The sequence below is a fragment of the Novosphingobium sp. TK46 genome (assembly GCF_055361525.1).
In genome coordinates, this window is the sequence record NZ_CM143963.1 from 1,579,134 (window position 1) to 1,592,985 (window position 13,852).

The window sequence follows — 13,852 nt, forward strand, 5'->3', positions numbered from 1 at the left end:
AGGGCAGTGGCCCTGTGGTGCAACCCCACCAGCCCAGGAACCTGTGCCAAGATGCCGGCCCAGGGCCGACCGGACGCCTACCGCATCGGCCCGGTCAGCAGGATCGGATCGAGCCGCGAATCGTTCCACTTGACCGACCAGTGCAAGTGCGGGCCGGTGGCGCGTCCGGTCGCCCCGATGCGGGCGATGACCTGGCCCTGCTTCACATGGTCGCCCTCGTGTACCAGGATCGTCGAGCAATGCAGGAATGCACTGTTCAGGCCCATGCCATGATCGATCATCAGCAGGTTGCCCTCCAGCGTGAAGGGCCGATCCGCCGCCAGGATCACCACGCCATCGGCCGGCGCCACGAACGCGGTTCCCGGCCCACCGGCGATGTCGAGGCCCGAGTGGTAAGCCCCCGGCTCCCCGCGATAGACCCTCTGCGAGCCGAACCGGCCGGAAATACGCGCCTTGACCGGCCAGATGAAATCCTGCCGCCAGCCCATCGCATCGGTCTGGCGGGTACGCGCCGCCTCGATCCGGGCAAGTTCGGGCCGACGCAGCGCGAGGAATGCTTCCGAGGGGCCGGATTGGCGACGCGCGATGTTCACGTTCTCGATCGCCCAGGCGCGCTTCGAAATGACCAACGGGCGGGTCACCTGCTCGCCCTGGCGCGACGTCGCGACCAGTATCGCGGACGGACCGGCGTCACGATCAAAACCTGCAAAGAAGCTGCCGTCGGGCGCGATCGCCACCGGCTTGCCATCCAGCGTCAAGGTGCGGGTTCCGGAAGGCACGGTGCCCTTCACCCAGCCGCCTTGCGTCAACTCCCCAGCGAACGCGAAGGTCGCCGGACGCGCCGGTACATAGACCGGTCGATCAGGGCCGGGCAGGCCGGCGCCGGCGGGATTGTTTGCGGCAGGTGGGGGAACCGAACTGCAGCTTGCAAGCACAGGCAATACCGCCGCCATGACGGCAGCACACCACAAAGGAACGCGAATCATGAGGCGCCGAGCAGCCGCCGGGTAGCGATTTCCGCGCTGGCGTAGGGCTCCTGCCGCTCGGCGCTCCAGTAACGCAGCACTTCGAGCGGGATCTTCTCCAGCGTCACGGCGCACAGGACATGGTCCCCTGGGCTCAGCATGCGGAACCCGTTGGGGCCATAGCGCAAGGTGGCGGGACGTTCGGCAGAGGACATCAGCATGGCCACGCTCCTAGCAGATGGTCATGGTCAGAACAAATCGCCTTGCTGAGGCCCAAGCTCCCTGGAGCGCGAGACCTTGCGCGGGCTGCTGCCGGGCGCGACGGTCAGATCGCCATCGCGGAACTTCAGGATCAGCGTCGGCTCGCGTTCGGCCTGGGCCCTGTCGGTCAGCGTCTGCCCGGCGGCATCGGTGACCCGGGCAAAGCCCTTGGCCAGCGGCTTGTCCGGATCGAGCTGCGGCAGCACGCGGGCTACCGGGGCGAAGTGCCGGATCGCGGTGGCAAGCTGGCGTTGCAGCAAGGCCGGCGTGAGGCCGGCGCGGGCTAGCCGCTCGTCCGCGCGTTCGATGCGGTGACGCAGGAGCGGGAGCGAGAGCTTGCCGCTTTGAGAGTCAAGCCGTCCGCGTGCGGCTTGCGCGCGTTCCCGCAAGCCCCGGCGCAGGCGTTCGCCCGCCTCGTCGAGCCGCTGCGCCTTGGCTGCCAGCAAGGCCTCGGGCTTGGGCAAGTGGCGGACGCGCGCGTCCAGCCGCTCACGCCCCAAGGCCACGGGCCGCGCGGCACAGCGCTGCTTGCGGATGGCGAGCTCGGCCAGGGTCGCCGCCAGTTCCGCGCGCACCGGCACCGCCATCTCGGCGGCGGCGGTCGGTGTCGGCGCACGGCGATCCGCGGCATGGTCACACAAGGTGGTGTCGGTCTCGTGGCCCACCGCCGAGATGATCGGGATCGTGCAATCGGCAACCGCGCGCACGACGATCTCCTCGTTGAACGACCATAGATCCTCGATCGAGCCGCCGCCGCGCGCCACGATCACCAGATCGGGCCGGGGCACATTGCCGACGCCCTCGGGCGGCATCGCGGAGAATCCGCGCACCGCCGCCGCGACCTGCTCGGCCGCACCCTGCCCCTGGACCAGCACCGGCCAGACGAGGACACGGCTGGGAAAGCGATCGGCAAGGCGATGCAGGATGTCGCGAATCACCGCTCCGGTGGGCGAGGTCACCACGCCGATCGTCGCCGGCAGGTACGGCAACTCGCGCTTGCGGTCGGCGGCAAACAGGCCTTCGTCGGCGAGCCGTGCGCGCAATTTTTCGAGCAGGGCCAGCAGCGCGCCCTCACCGGCGATCTCCATCGTCTCGACGACGATCTGATACTTCGAGCGGCCGGGATACGTCGTCAGCTTGCCGGTGGCGATGACCTCGACGCCATCCTCGGGCCGGAAGGCGAGGCGTTGCGCCCCACCTTTCCACATCACGCCGTCGATGATCGCCTTGTCGTCCTTAAGGCAACAATAGAGGTGGCCCGATGCGGCGCGCTTCACGCCCGAGAGCTCCCCGCGCAGGCGCACGAACCCGAAGCGATCCTCGACCGTTCGCTTGAGCCGTGCCGAAAGTTCGCTGACCGACAGCGGCTCGGCGTTGTCGCCCGCGACAGCCTTCGCTACGAGCGGCGCCTTGCGGCGGTTGCCGCGCAGATCGTAATCGTCGTCGTCATCGAAAGGCAGCGCCATGAACATCCTGTTGCTGGGCTCGGGGGGCCGCGAACATGCTCTCGCCTGGAAGCTGGCGCAATCCCCGCTGTGCGGCACTCTGTTCGCCGCGCCTGGCAATCCCGGCGTCGCCGAACACGCCACCTGCGTCGCGCTGGATGCGACCGACCATCCGGCGGTCATCCTGTTCTGCGAAGAGCAGGCGATCGGCCTGGTGGTGATCGGTCCCGAAGCGCCGCTGGTCGATGGCCTTGCCGACAGCCTGCGCGCCCTGGGCATCTCGGTGTTCGGACCAAGCCGTGACGCGGCACGGCTGGAGGGCTCCAAGGGCTTCACCAAGGACTTGTGCGAGCGCGCCGGAATCCCGACCGCGCGGTACGTGCGCGTCTCGAACGAGGCGGACGGCCTCACCGCGCTCGACGGGTTCGGCGCGCCGGTGGTCATCAAGGCCGATGGCCTCGCCGCCGGCAAGGGCGTGACCGTCGCGATGACCATGGACGAAGCACAAGAAGCAGTGCGCGAGATCTTCTCTGGCCGATTCGGCGAAGCCGGTGCCGAAGCGGTGATCGAGGAGTTCCTCGAAGGCGAGGAGGCCAGCTTCTTCGCGCTGACCGACGGCAGCACCATCGTCCCGTTCGGCTCGGCGCAGGACCACAAGCGCGTGGGTGAAGGCGATACCGGGCCCAACACCGGCGGCATGGGCGCCTACAGCCCCGCGCCGGTGCTCACGCCCTTGCTGGAGGGCGAGGCGATGGCGCGTATCCTTACCCCCACGGTGCGGGCGATGGCGAACGAGGGCTGCTCGTACTCCGGCGTGCTCTACGCCGGGCTGATGCTGACGCGTCACGGGCCAAAACTGATCGAATACAACGCCCGCTTCGGCGATCCCGAATGCCAGGTGCTGATGATGCGCCTGGAAAGCGACCTGGTCGAACTGCTGCTCGCCTGCGCGCAAAGCCGGCTCGCCGCGATCCAGCCGCCGCGCTTCTCGCCCGCCGTGGCGCTGACCGTGGTGATGGCGGCGAACGGCTATCCCGGCACGCCCGACAAGGGTGGATCGATCGCGGGTATCGCGGCGGCCGAGGTGGATGGGGCCAAGGTCTTCCATGCCGGCACCACGCTCGACGCGGCCGGACACCTGACCGCCGGCGGCGGCCGCGTACTCAACATCACGGCGACCGGCGCCACCGTCCGCGAGGCGCAGGAACGCGCCTACGCCGCGGTCGATGCCATCGACTTTCCCACCGGCTTCTGCCGCCGCGACATCGGCTGGCGCGAAGTCGCGCGCGAAGCGGTCTGAGGCGGTGGCGATGCAGCCCGACGCAGCTCTGAAATACAGTCTGGCGGGCGCGGTGCTGCTGGCCGGCGCGGGCGTCGGTTATTACTTCGGCATCTTCCTGCCCGCGCAGGCGATCCACGAGACGCTCGACACCGGAACCCGGCAGCAAGTGGAGAGCACCGATCGCACCGCCGATCTCGAGCGCGCGCGCCTGGCCGAGACGCAACGGCGGGAGGCGGCCCAGCAGCGCTATCAGGCTTGCGTGGGTACCGCGAATGCGACCTACAGTGCGCGCTGGAATTCGGGTTGCCGCGCTCAGAACGCGCGTCAGCAGGCGGCATACGACGATTGCGCCGACGATCTGTTCAGCACCCGCGAGGGTTGCGCGCGCAAATTCCCGATCGAGCCACAGCAAGGCTGCGCGCTGCCCGTGCAGATCAGCGGCCGCCTCGTCGCCGATCGCGATGCCGCCCGCGCGCAATGCCTGGGCGAACTACAAGGAGGTTACAACGCGCCGACACCCGCACCCGCCCCAATCGACAGAGGCACGGCGCAGTAGGCTCAGGCCTTCGCTTCGCCATCGAGCAGCAGCTTGACGGTCAGTGCGAGCCGGCTGGCATCGTCGCGGGCGATGTGCAGTGTCGGCATCCGTTCGCGCGCCTGCTCAAGCGCGGCCACGACCTGCTCGCGCGTGTAGCCGCGTTCGAGCATGTATTCGCCCAGGTACCGGACCGGGAACTGCGGATTGGCCGCAGCCGCCTGCGCCAGCACTTCCAGCCAATAGGCGTCGAGGTCGGCATCGGCATAGACGATGCATTCGCCGACGAACTCGGTCAGCTCGGCCAGCACCCGTTCGGGTGGCAGGCCTTCGCGCGCGATCATCTCCTGGCTGATGCCGTGCAGGGCCTCGGCCTCGGGCGACCAGTCCCAGTAACGCCAGGCCTCGGCCGGACGGATCAGCCAGGTGCGGCTGGTGCCATCGATCCGCGCCACCGCGACTTCGATGGGATAGGACTGGCCGTATTCCGGCAGGCAGCTCGCTTCGAAATCGATCAGGGCCGGGTAGGTCACGCTGCGTTTCCTTTCCGGCCGATCACGATCAGCCCATCCGCTCTTGGACCAGCGCCGCCAGATCGACTTCGGGCCGAGCGCCGAAGTGCGAGATCACCTCGCTCGCGCAGATCGCGCCCAGCCGCAGGCACTCGGCCAACGGTCTGCCACGTACGTGCCCGAACAGGAAGCCCGACGCGAACAAGTCGCCGGCACCGGTGGTATCGACCACGCGAGCGACAGGTTCTGCAGATACTTCGGCCCGCTCGCCATGAGCAATGGCGACAGCGCCCGCCTCGCCCTTGGTCGCGACCACGACCGGCACCTTGCCGGTCAGCGAGGCAAGGCCTTGTTCGAAATCGGCAATGCCGGTGAGCGAAGCGAGTTCCGTGGCGTTGGCGAACAGGATGTCGATCTCGCCGCGCGCGATAAGCTCGCGAAAATCGTCGCCATGGCGGTCGATCACGAACGTGTCGGACAAGGTGAACGCCACCCGGCTACCGGCCGCCTTGGCGGTTTCGATCGCCTGCCGCATCGCCAGACGGGGTTCCTCGGGATCCCAGAGGTAGCCCTCGAGATAAAGCACTGCCGAATCGGCGATGGCGTCGAGGTCGAGCGCGTCCGCCGGGAGGAACTGCGATGCGCCCAGAAAGGTGTTCATCGTGCGCTGCGCATCGGACGTCACGAAGATCATGCACCGTGCGGTCGGTGGATCGCCCGCGCGCGCCGGAGTGGCAAAGGCGATATCGGCGGCGCGGATGTCATGCGCGAAGACTTCGCCGAGCGTATCGTCGGCGACTTGGCCGATAAAGGCGCAGCGTGCCCCCAGCGCGGCCATACCGGCCAGCGTGTTGGCGGCCGATCCGCCGGAAACCTGCGTCGTCTGCCCCATGTGCGCGTAGAGTTCCTCGGCCCGCGCGGTGTCGACCAGCGCCATGCCTCCGCGCGTCAGCCCCAGTTCCTCGATCACCTCGTCGCGGCTGTGGGCGAGAACATCGACGATGGCATTGCCGATCGCGATCACGTCGTAGCGCGGCTCGGGCGAGGTATCATTCATGCTGTGCGTTTTCCCTGGTGCCTGGCGGTTCGAGGCAGGCACTGCTTCATGTCGCGAGTAGCGTGCGCTCGAACGCGCGACAACCTCGCGCGGCATTGACAGGCCGCCAAGCCCCGGCAATGCGATCGACGATCATGCCAGCTTCCCCGTGCGTCCCGATCCCGACTCCGCCATCCCTCCGCGCAATAGCCACAGCCATGCTGTTGGTGCCGCTGCTTGCGGCCTGCGCATCGACGGGAGGCGCGGGCACGGCCTCGCGCCCTGGCAAGATCATCGGCAATCAGACGGTGCGACCGCCAGTCCGGGTGCCGCCACGCGATCCGAAGTTCCAGGCGATACCGGGCCTCGAATCCGTCATCGGCGCCGATGAAAGTGCGCTGGTGCGCCAGTTCGGCCCATCCCGCCTGAACGTGTGGGAAGGCGATGCCCGCAAGTTGCAGTTCATCGGCAAAGCCTGCGTCCTAGACGTGTTTCTGTATCCCACCACCACGTCGCGCGCACCCGTGGCGTCGTACGTGGACGCACGACGCTCTTCGGACGGGCAGGATGTCGACCGCGCCGCTTGCGTCGCGGCGCTGAAGGGTCGCTAGACCGTAAAGCTCTCACCGCAGCCGCAGGCACCCTTGGCGTTCGGATTTTCGAACACGAAGCCGGCGGTAAAATCGTCTTCGCGCCAGTCCATCGTGCTGCCGACGAGATAGAGCACCGAAGCGCCGTCGATGAAGAACGGGCCGCCGGGCGTTTCGATCCGCTCGTCGAACGGTTGCGCCTGCGTCACGTAATCGACCGAATAGGCGAGCCCCGAGCAACCGCGACGCGGCGTCGACAGCTTGACGCCGATCGCATCGGCGGGCGCCTCGGCCATCAGCTTGGCGATGCGCGCATGTGCACCATCGGTGAGGATGACAGCGGCCGGGCGTAAGCGGGTCTTGGTTTCAGTCGTCATGTCAGCCTCTTTACGTCGGACATTGCGCCGGAAATGGTCACAACATGCCCAGTTCGAGCTTGGCCTCGTCGGTCATCTTCGCCATGTCCCACGGCGGATCCCACACCAGCGCCACGTCGCAATCGCGCACGCCCGGAACGGCAGCGACCCGCATCTCGACTTCACCGGGCATCGATTCGGCCACCGGGCAGTGCGGCGTCGTCAGCGTCATCTGCACTGCGACCGCACCATCGAGCGACACGTCGACGCCATAGATCAGTCCCAGATCGTAGATGTTCACCGGGATCTCGGGATCGAAGATCTCCTTCAACGCCTGGATGATGTTCTCGTAAAGCGCGCCACCGGGACCGTTGGGATCTTCGGCTACGGGCTGCGCCGCTAGAAAACCTTCGAGGTAGTCCTTCTTGCGCGCCAGTTTGTGCGCCGCGCCTTCGTTGGCGATGGAGCCATCGTCGGCCGCATCGTCCACCCGCGCGCGGGGCGGCGGTGTGGCGGAAACGACTTCCTCGACCGCGAAGCGCGGCTTGTCTTCAGTACTGTCGGTCATCAGGCAAAGATCCTTCGCGTGCGCTCGATCCCTTTCAGGAGCGCCTCGATGTCGGTTTCGTCGTTGTAGAGCCCAAAGCTGGCGCGCGCCGTGGCGGGAACGCCCAAATGCGCCATCAACGGCTGGGCACAGTGATGTCCGGCCCGGATCGCCACGCCTTCCTCGTCCAAGATAGTGCCGAGATCGTGCGGATGCACCCCATCGAGCGCAAAACTAGTGATGCCGATCGAGTCTGCAGGCCCGAACAGCGTCACATCGTTACGCAGCGACAGTTCATCGCGCAGCTTGGCGGCAAGCGTACGCTCGTGGGCCTGAGCGACGTCGAGGCCGATCGCGTCTAACCAGTCGATCGCGGCAGCCAGGCCGATCGCCTCGATGATCATCGGCGTTCCCGCTTCGAAACGCTGTGGCGCCGAGGCAAACGTCGTCTTCTCGAACGAGACGGTGTCGATCATCGCACCGCCGCCATGCCAGGGCGGCATCGCGTCGAGTATTTCATGCCGTGCCCACAACGCACCGATACCGGTCGGGCCATAGAGCTTGTGCGCCGAGAAGACATAGAAATCGCAGTCCAGCGCCGCCATGTCGAGCTTGATACGCGGCGCCGCCTGGCAACCGTCGATCAGCAGTTTGGCGCCAACGCCATGCGCCAGGGCGGCGGCATGTTCCACGTGGAGCACGGAGCCCAACACATTGGAGACATGGGAGAATGCGACGAGCTTGTGCGCTGGCGTCAGCATCCGTGTCGCCGCTTCGAGATCGATCCGACCATCCGGCGTCAGTGGGCAGACATCGATTTCGACGCCGACGCGCTCACGCAGAAGCTGCCATGGGACGATGTTGGAGTGATGTTCGAGCTGCGACAGCAGGATGCGATCGCCGGCCTTTAGGTTGGCTTCCCCCCAGGTACTGGCGACAAGGTTGATCGCCTCGGTCGCGCCGCGGGTGAACACCACCTCGTCCTCTCGCGCGCCGATGAAAGCGGCGACACATCGGCGTGCGGCTTCGAAGCCGAGCGTCATTTCCGCAGAACGCGCATAGACGCCGCGGTGGACGGTCGCATAGTCGACCCCCATCGCGCGGACAGTGGCGTCGATCACCGCTTGCGGTTTCTGCGCCGTCGCGGCGGTATCGAGATAACGCCACGGTGAACCATCGAGATTCCACATGCCGGGGAATTGCGAACGTATGTCGGTGGTCACCGCGACCCGCTCGGCGGTGTCGACCAATGTCTGGCTGCTCGTCATAGGATCGCCTCCAACCGAGTCAGGGCAGCCTCGCTCAGCGCCTCTTCACCCGGTGCTCCGGCGAAGGCTTCGGCAATGAACGCCTGCAGCATCAGCCGCTTGGCTTGCGGCGGGGTGAGCCCGCGCGACATCAGGTAGAACAGGCCCTGCGCGTCGAGTTCGCCGACGGCGCAGCCGTGCGCGGCCTTGACGTCGTCGGCGTAGATCTCGAGTTCGGGGCGCGCGTTCATCGTCGCGGTGCGCTCGAGCAGCATCGCCCGCACCGACTGTTCGGCATCGGTCCCGTCAGCGCCGCGCGCGACGGCGATGCGGCCCAGGTACGTGCCGGTCGAGTGGCCGGCGAGCGCGGTCCGGATGATCTGCTTGGAGGTCGAGTTCGGCGCCGCGTGCATGACCTCGGTGACGATCTCGACCGTCTCGGACCCGGTAGCGAGCTGCGCCGCGCCAAGCGTGAAATCCGCGCCTTCGCCCAGGATCACATCGACTTCGATGCGACCGAAAGCAGGTCCGGCGTTCAGCACGCGCAAGTCGAACGTCGCGCTCGCCTCGAGCGTGATCAGCAGATGCCTTGCGACGGTGCCTCCATCGGTGGCGACGATCTCAAGCGAGCCGCTGGTCCCGGCAGCAACCGTGATGTCCTCGCGCGCGACCGGCCACACGCCTGCCAGCGCATCAATGTCGGAGTAGCGGAAGCCCTCGTCCCGCCGGGTCGGAAGCGCCAGCGTGTTCACGCGACCACCGCCTCGTAGCCTTCGCTCTCCAGCTGCAGCGCCAGTTCCGGACCACCGGTGCGGATGATCCGGCCGCCGGCCAGAACGTGCACGAAGTCCGGCTTCACGTAGTCGAGCAGGCGCTGGTAGTGGGTGATCAGCAGTACCGCCTTGTCGGGCTTGCGCATGATCGCGTTGATGCCCTCGCCGCAAATCCGCAGCGCATCGATGTCGAGGCCCGAATCGGTCTCGTCGAGGATCGCCAGCTTGGGATCGAGGATGCCCATCTGCACCATCTCGGCGCGCTTCTTCTCGCCGCCGGAAAAGCCGACGTTCACCGGCCGCTTGAGCATGTCCATGTCCATCCGCAGCAGCCCCGCCTTTTCACGCGCCAGCTTGAGGAACTCGCCGCCCGACAGCGGCTCCTCGCCACGGCCCTTGCGCTGGGCATTCGCCGCCTCGCGCAGGAACTGGACGAAGGACACCCCGGGAATCTCGACCGGGTACTGGAAGCCCAGGAACAGGCCCGCGGCGGCGCGCTCGTGCGGCTCCAGGTCAAGCAGGTCCTGCCCGGCGAACGACACCGATCCGCCCGTCACCTCGTAACCCGGGCGTCCGCCCAGGGTGTAGCCCAACGTCGACTTGCCCGCGCCATTGGGGCCCATGATCGCATGGATCTCGCCCGCGTTGATGGTGAGCGAAAGGCCCTTGAGGATGGACTTGTCGGCGACGGTCGCCTGAAGGTTATCGATCTGAAGCATGGGAACTCTCAATTCGCTTTCGATTGCGCGGGCAAATGCGCCGCCGCCTTGTCTTCGCAATTGTTGTCACCGGCGGCGCGGCATTGCCGCATGGCCGCGACCATCGCCTGAAAACCGGCCGGGTTCGTGGCTATGAAGCCGACGCGTTGCTCGGCGGAGGACAGGATCCGCTCAACCTTGGCGGCGCGGATTTCCGGATCGGTCCAGCCGGGCACTTGCGCCATCCTGGCGTTCATCGCCTCGGCCGCCTGGGTGCGCTCATGGCGGCAATCCTCGAGGGTCAGGTCCATGGCCTGCCGCCGATCGTTCGCAGCCGAGGTCGTGCCCGCAGCGATGTCATCCAAAGTCCCGCCGCTGATGCAGGTGATATAATTGGCCGCCGGCACCCCGATCGCGTCGGGGATCGGCAAGCCATCCCACGCCGCGATCTCGGCCGGCGTCGATAGCGCCAGGAGCAGCGCGACCATCATCCGCGATAGCCTCCACGACCACCGCCGGCATCGCGGCGGGGTGGCCGCGCGCCATAGCTTGAACGCGGCGGTCCGTCGCGGCGCGGCGCCTCCCGGCGCGCGCCTGGCTTGGTGAAAGGTTTGTTCACCTCGACACTGATCGATTTGGCGACGCTTTCGGGATCGTCCAGCACCGCGCTTTCGGCGTAACGCAGCACCCGCACGCCGACGTCGGTCAGCTTCTTGTCCTGCAGCGCCTCGACCTCGGCCGTCAGGCCCTCGGGCGAGAGCACGACCACCAGCCAGCGCGAAGGGCAGGCGAAATCGACCAGCGTCGAGCCGACGATCGTCTGCCGGGTGAACTTGATGCCGCCCAGCTTCGATTCGCCTATGTGCTGCCAAAGCGCCGACTGCGCGGGCGTGGGCGCACGGCGCTGTGCGCGAGCGCGATCCTTCAGCTTGTCGAGGCGCGCGCCGGTCGCGGCAAAGCCTGCCTTTGGGTCTGCCTTGGCTGTAGCGTCCTGGCTCACTCCCAGGGTCTTGCGTTCAATCGTCATTGGGGATTCGCTTCCCGGCAGCGCTGATAAGTGTAGGTTTGGCCAAGCGCCGTCAGTTCCAGCCGCTTGCCAGGAAGTGGACGCAATCGCACGGCTTCGGTCCACTTTCGGCCTTCGCCCGTGAAATCAACCGTCGCCGAAGCACCCTTGGATCCTTCCGAAACGCTGCGAACCACGCCGCCCGCTTCGTAGAACGCGATGTTGTGCGGATCGATACGCACGCCGTTCGTATCCTCGTCGCCACATGCGACCGACTGATCGGTCGTCCACTCGCCGAGGTAGGGAGCGGGGATGGTGGCAGCGGGCGTCGAAGCCGCTGCCGCAGCCGCAGCCATGATTGCGAACCCGATCACCCGACGCTCCCTTCGAGCGAGATGCCCAGCAGCTTCTGCGCCTCGACCGCGAACTCCATCGGCAGCTGCTGCAGCACTTCCTTGGCGAAGCCGTTGACGATCAGCGCCACCGCCGATTCGGTGTCGAGCCCGCGCTGCTGCGCATAGAACAGTTGGTCGTCGCTGATCTTGCTGGTGGTCGCCTCATGCTCGATCTGCGCGGTCGGGTTGCGCACCTCGATGTAGGGCACGGTGTGGGCGCCGCATTCCTTGCCGAGCAGCAGCGAATCGCACTGGGTGAAGTTGCGCACGTTGTCGGCATTGGCGCCCACGCGGACGAGGCCGCGATAGGTGTTGTTCGATTTGCCGGCCGAGATGCCCTTCGAGATGATCGTCGATCGGCTGCCCTTGCCGTTGTGGATCATCTTGGTGCCGGTGTCGGCCTGCTGATGGTTGTTGGTCACCGCGACCGAGTAGAATTCGCCTACTGAATCCTCGCCGTTCAGCACGCAGCTGGGATACTTCCAGGTGATCGCGCTGCCGGTTTCGACCTGGGTCCAACTGATCTTGCTGCGCGCGCCCTGGCACAGGCCGCGCTTGGTCACGAAGTTGTAGATGCCGCCCAGACCCTCGGCGTTGCCGGGGTACCAGTTCTGCACCGTCGAATACTTGATCTCGGCATCTTCCATCGCGACCAGCTCGACCACGGCGGCGTGAAGCTGGTTCTCGTCACGCATCGGGGCGGTGCAGCCCTCCAGGTACGAGACGTAGGAGCCCTTCTCGGCGATGATCAGCGTGCGCTCGAACTGGCCGGTGTTCTCGGCGTTGATGCGGAAATAGGTCGACAGCTCCATCGGGCAACGCACGCCCTCGGGGATGTAGACGAAGGTGCCGTCCGAAAAGACCGCGCAATTCAAAGTCGCGAAGTAATTGTCGTGCACCGGGACCACGCGCCCCAGCCACTTCTTCACCATCTCCGGGTACTCGCGGATCGCCTCGGAGATCGAGCGGAAGATCACGCCCGCCGATTCCAGCTCAGCGCGGAAGGTGGTGGCGACCGAGACCGAATCGAACACCGCGTCCACCGCGACCTTGCGCGATCCCTCGACCCCGGCGAGCATCTTCTGCTCCTCGATCGGGATGCCCAGCTTCTCGTAGATGCGCAGGATCTCGGGGTCGACCTCGTCGAGGGAGCCGAGCAGCTCCTTCTTCTTGGGCGCGGCGTAGTAGTACGATTCCTGGTAGTCGATCGGCGGCACGTTGAGCTTGGCCCAGTCCGGCGGAGTCATCGTCAGCCACTTGGCATAGGCCTTCAGCCGCCAATCCAGCATCCACTCCGGCTCGTTCTTCTTGGCCGAGATGAAGCGCACCGTCTCTTCGGACAGGCCCTTGGGCGCGAATTCCTGCTCGATCTCGCTCGACCAGCCATGCTCGTAGTCGGCAACGCGCGCGGCCGCATCGTGGGCGGCCTGATCGCGCACGACCGGATCGAGGCGGTCGGCATCCTTGAGGGCGACTTGTTCGTTCATGCAACGTACTCGGGCGAGGGGGTGATGGGCATCGGATCGGCCGGTATCGAAGCGGCCGGTATCGCAGCGGGTGGCGCGGCCTGGACCAGGCGGGTCAGCGTGACCCCGGCGAGAGCACCGCGCATGGCCTCGTTCACCAGTGGCCAGTGCGGCCTTACCGTGCAGGCGCCTTCCAGGGTGCATTCGTGCTTGCCACCCTCGATGCAGGCGGTGAGCGCGATCGGACCCTCCACCGCCTCGACGATGTCCGCGACGGTGATCGCCGCGGCCGGACGTGCCAGCTGCAACCCGCCGCCGACGCCACGCGACGATCGCAGCAGGCCGGCGCCGGCGAGGCAACTGACCAGCTTCTGCACGGTCGGTGTCGGCAAGCCCGTCTCCTGCGCCAGCTGCACCGCCGAAACGCGCGCACCGCCGCAATGCCGCGCGGCGGCAGACATCACGACAACCGCGTAATCGGCCATGCTGGACAAGCGCATAATAAGGCTACCCGGATAGCACTCCGTAAATCGGAGCGATCTTCTCCGGTTTGAATTAGTGCAAAGAGCGGCCAGTTTCAATGGGCCCCTGCGGGACAGCCCGCCACCGACGCCAGTCGCATAGGAAACGAAATCTTCGCAGGCACAAAAAAGCGGTTTCCCGCACGAGGGCGGGAAACCGCTAAGTGTAAAAGAACTCGAATGCCAGATGGCACAGAGCCCTTCGGGTCGCACCGCC

Annotated in this window: 18 protein-coding genes; 3 read left to right on the forward strand and 15 right to left on the reverse strand. The window is 66.6% G+C overall.

Annotated elements, in window-relative coordinates; translation table 11 throughout:
- Positions 1-77: 77 nt before the first annotated feature.
- Genes ACXJ1Z_RS07530 through xseA form a run of 3 tightly spaced genes read right to left on the reverse strand, consistent with a single transcriptional unit; the run spans position 78 to position 2,692 of the window.
- Positions 78-953 (reverse strand): M23 family metallopeptidase, encoded by an 876-nt coding sequence (locus ACXJ1Z_RS07530; protein ID WP_463780742.1) that lies wholly within the window; start codon positions 951-953, stop codon positions 78-80.
- A gap of 29 nt (positions 954-982) precedes the next feature.
- Positions 983-1,186, reverse strand: coding sequence for a DUF2093 domain-containing protein (locus ACXJ1Z_RS07535; protein WP_463780744.1), 204 nt, complete (start codon positions 1,184-1,186; stop codon positions 983-985).
- Positions 1,187-1,213: 27 nt separating this feature from the next.
- Positions 1,214-2,692 carry an exodeoxyribonuclease VII large subunit gene (gene xseA, locus ACXJ1Z_RS07540; protein WP_463780745.1) on the reverse strand — a complete coding sequence of 493 codons (1,479 nt, stop codon included), beginning with the start codon at positions 2,690-2,692 and terminating at the stop codon, positions 1,214-1,216.
- Between xseA and purD the strand changes: the two genes are divergently transcribed.
- Complete coding sequence (purD, locus tag ACXJ1Z_RS07545) at positions 2,691-3,971, forward strand: phosphoribosylamine--glycine ligase (protein WP_463780747.1); 1,281 nt, start codon at positions 2,691-2,693, stop codon at positions 3,969-3,971. The genes xseA and purD overlap by 2 nt on opposite strands.
- A gap of 10 nt (positions 3,972-3,981) precedes the next feature.
- Complete coding sequence (locus ACXJ1Z_RS07550; protein WP_463780749.1) at positions 3,982-4,509, forward strand: hypothetical protein; 528 nt, start codon at positions 3,982-3,984, stop codon at positions 4,507-4,509.
- Positions 4,510-4,511: 2 nt separating this feature from the next.
- Here ACXJ1Z_RS07550 and ACXJ1Z_RS07555 read toward each other — a convergent pair whose 3' ends face one another.
- Positions 4,512-5,021 (reverse strand): 3'-5' exonuclease, encoded by a 510-nt coding sequence (locus tag ACXJ1Z_RS07555; protein ID WP_463780750.1) that lies wholly within the window; start codon positions 5,019-5,021, stop codon positions 4,512-4,514.
- 28 nt (positions 5,022-5,049) lie between these two features.
- Complete coding sequence (locus tag ACXJ1Z_RS07560; RefSeq protein WP_463780752.1) at positions 5,050-6,057, reverse strand: adenosine kinase; 1,008 nt, start codon at positions 6,055-6,057, stop codon at positions 5,050-5,052.
- 197 nt (positions 6,058-6,254) lie between these two features.
- Between ACXJ1Z_RS07560 and ACXJ1Z_RS07565 the strand changes: the two genes are divergently transcribed.
- Positions 6,255-6,647: a hypothetical protein gene (locus ACXJ1Z_RS07565; RefSeq protein WP_463780753.1), complete on the forward strand. Its 393-nt coding sequence runs from the start codon at positions 6,255-6,257 to the stop codon at positions 6,645-6,647.
- Here the strand turns inward: ACXJ1Z_RS07565 and ACXJ1Z_RS07570 are convergent.
- Genes ACXJ1Z_RS07570 through ACXJ1Z_RS07615 form a run of 10 tightly spaced genes read right to left on the reverse strand, consistent with a single transcriptional unit; the run spans position 6,644 to position 13,614 of the window.
- On the reverse strand, positions 6,644-7,003 hold the full coding sequence (locus tag ACXJ1Z_RS07570; protein ID WP_463780754.1) for a HesB/IscA family protein: 360 nt from the start codon (positions 7,001-7,003) through the stop codon (positions 6,644-6,646). The two genes, ACXJ1Z_RS07565 and ACXJ1Z_RS07570, sit on opposite strands and share 4 nt — an antisense overlap.
- A gap of 37 nt (positions 7,004-7,040) precedes the next feature.
- Entirely contained in the window at positions 7,041-7,550 is a 510-nt protein-coding gene (locus tag ACXJ1Z_RS07575) for an SUF system Fe-S cluster assembly protein (protein WP_463780756.1), read from the reverse strand.
- Positions 7,550-8,797 carry an aminotransferase class V-fold PLP-dependent enzyme gene (locus ACXJ1Z_RS07580; protein ID WP_463780757.1) on the reverse strand — a complete coding sequence of 416 codons (1,248 nt, stop codon included), beginning with the start codon at positions 8,795-8,797 and terminating at the stop codon, positions 7,550-7,552. Before ACXJ1Z_RS07580 ends, ACXJ1Z_RS07575 begins: the two co-directional genes overlap by 1 nt.
- A complete protein-coding gene (locus ACXJ1Z_RS07585) occupies positions 8,794-9,528 on the reverse strand; it encodes a SufD family Fe-S cluster assembly protein (protein WP_463780758.1) in 735 nt (244 codons plus the stop codon). Before ACXJ1Z_RS07585 ends, ACXJ1Z_RS07580 begins: the two co-directional genes overlap by 4 nt.
- Complete coding sequence (sufC, locus tag ACXJ1Z_RS07590; protein ID WP_463780759.1) at positions 9,525-10,268, reverse strand: Fe-S cluster assembly ATPase SufC; 744 nt, start codon at positions 10,266-10,268, stop codon at positions 9,525-9,527. The genes ACXJ1Z_RS07585 and sufC overlap by 4 nt, the downstream gene beginning before the upstream one ends.
- Before the next feature lie 8 nt (positions 10,269-10,276).
- Positions 10,277-10,738, reverse strand: a complete 462-nt coding sequence (locus ACXJ1Z_RS07595; RefSeq protein ID WP_463780761.1) for a hypothetical protein — start codon at positions 10,736-10,738, stop codon at positions 10,277-10,279.
- Positions 10,735-11,274: an endonuclease domain-containing protein gene (locus ACXJ1Z_RS07600; RefSeq protein ID WP_463780762.1), complete on the reverse strand. Its 540-nt coding sequence runs from the start codon at positions 11,272-11,274 to the stop codon at positions 10,735-10,737. The genes ACXJ1Z_RS07595 and ACXJ1Z_RS07600 overlap by 4 nt, the downstream gene beginning before the upstream one ends.
- Positions 11,271-11,627, reverse strand: a complete 357-nt coding sequence (locus tag ACXJ1Z_RS07605; RefSeq protein ID WP_463780764.1) for a hypothetical protein — start codon at positions 11,625-11,627, stop codon at positions 11,271-11,273. The genes ACXJ1Z_RS07600 and ACXJ1Z_RS07605 overlap by 4 nt, the downstream gene beginning before the upstream one ends.
- Positions 11,624-13,135, reverse strand: coding sequence for a Fe-S cluster assembly protein SufB (gene sufB / locus ACXJ1Z_RS07610; RefSeq protein ID WP_463780766.1), 1,512 nt, complete (start codon positions 13,133-13,135; stop codon positions 11,624-11,626). Before sufB ends, ACXJ1Z_RS07605 begins: the two co-directional genes overlap by 4 nt.
- On the reverse strand, positions 13,132-13,614 hold the full coding sequence (locus ACXJ1Z_RS07615) for an SUF system Fe-S cluster assembly regulator (protein WP_463780767.1): 483 nt from the start codon (positions 13,612-13,614) through the stop codon (positions 13,132-13,134). Before ACXJ1Z_RS07615 ends, sufB begins: the two co-directional genes overlap by 4 nt.
- Positions 13,615-13,852: the final 238 nt, after the last annotated feature.

Bases quoted from the DNA above. Each gene is read 5' to 3' on its own strand.
- ACXJ1Z_RS07530 (WP_463780742.1), bottom strand. From the start codon at position 953: ATGGCGGCGGTATTGCCTGTGCTTGCAAGCTGCAGTTCGGTTCCCCCA.
- ACXJ1Z_RS07535 (WP_463780744.1), bottom strand. From the start codon at position 1,186: ATGCTGATGTCCTCTGCCGAACGTCCCGCCACCTTGCGCTATGGCCCC.
- purD (WP_463780747.1), top strand. From the start codon at position 2,691: ATGAACATCCTGTTGCTGGGCTCGGGGGGCCGCGAACATGCTCTCGCC.
- xseA (WP_463780745.1), bottom strand. From the start codon at position 2,692: ATGGCGCTGCCTTTCGATGACGACGACGATTACGATCTGCGCGGCAAC.
- ACXJ1Z_RS07550 (WP_463780749.1), top strand. From the start codon at position 3,982: ATGCAGCCCGACGCAGCTCTGAAATACAGTCTGGCGGGCGCGGTGCTG.
- ACXJ1Z_RS07560 (WP_463780752.1), bottom strand. From the start codon at position 6,057: ATGAATGATACCTCGCCCGAGCCGCGCTACGACGTGATCGCGATCGGC.
- ACXJ1Z_RS07565 (WP_463780753.1), top strand. From the start codon at position 6,255: ATGCTGTTGGTGCCGCTGCTTGCGGCCTGCGCATCGACGGGAGGCGCG.
- ACXJ1Z_RS07570 (WP_463780754.1), bottom strand. From the start codon at position 7,003: ATGACGACTGAAACCAAGACCCGCTTACGCCCGGCCGCTGTCATCCTC.
- ACXJ1Z_RS07575 (WP_463780756.1), bottom strand. From the start codon at position 7,550: ATGACCGACAGTACTGAAGACAAGCCGCGCTTCGCGGTCGAGGAAGTC.
- ACXJ1Z_RS07580 (WP_463780757.1), bottom strand. From the start codon at position 8,797: ATGACGAGCAGCCAGACATTGGTCGACACCGCCGAGCGGGTCGCGGTG.
- sufC (WP_463780759.1), bottom strand. From the start codon at position 10,268: ATGCTTCAGATCGATAACCTTCAGGCGACCGTCGCCGACAAGTCCATC.
- ACXJ1Z_RS07595 (WP_463780761.1), bottom strand. From the start codon at position 10,738: ATGATGGTCGCGCTGCTCCTGGCGCTATCGACGCCGGCCGAGATCGCG.
- ACXJ1Z_RS07600 (WP_463780762.1), bottom strand. From the start codon at position 11,274: ATGACGATTGAACGCAAGACCCTGGGAGTGAGCCAGGACGCTACAGCC.
- sufB (WP_463780766.1), bottom strand. From the start codon at position 13,135: ATGAACGAACAAGTCGCCCTCAAGGATGCCGACCGCCTCGATCCGGTC.
- ACXJ1Z_RS07615 (WP_463780767.1), bottom strand. From the start codon at position 13,614: ATGCGCTTGTCCAGCATGGCCGATTACGCGGTTGTCGTGATGTCTGCC.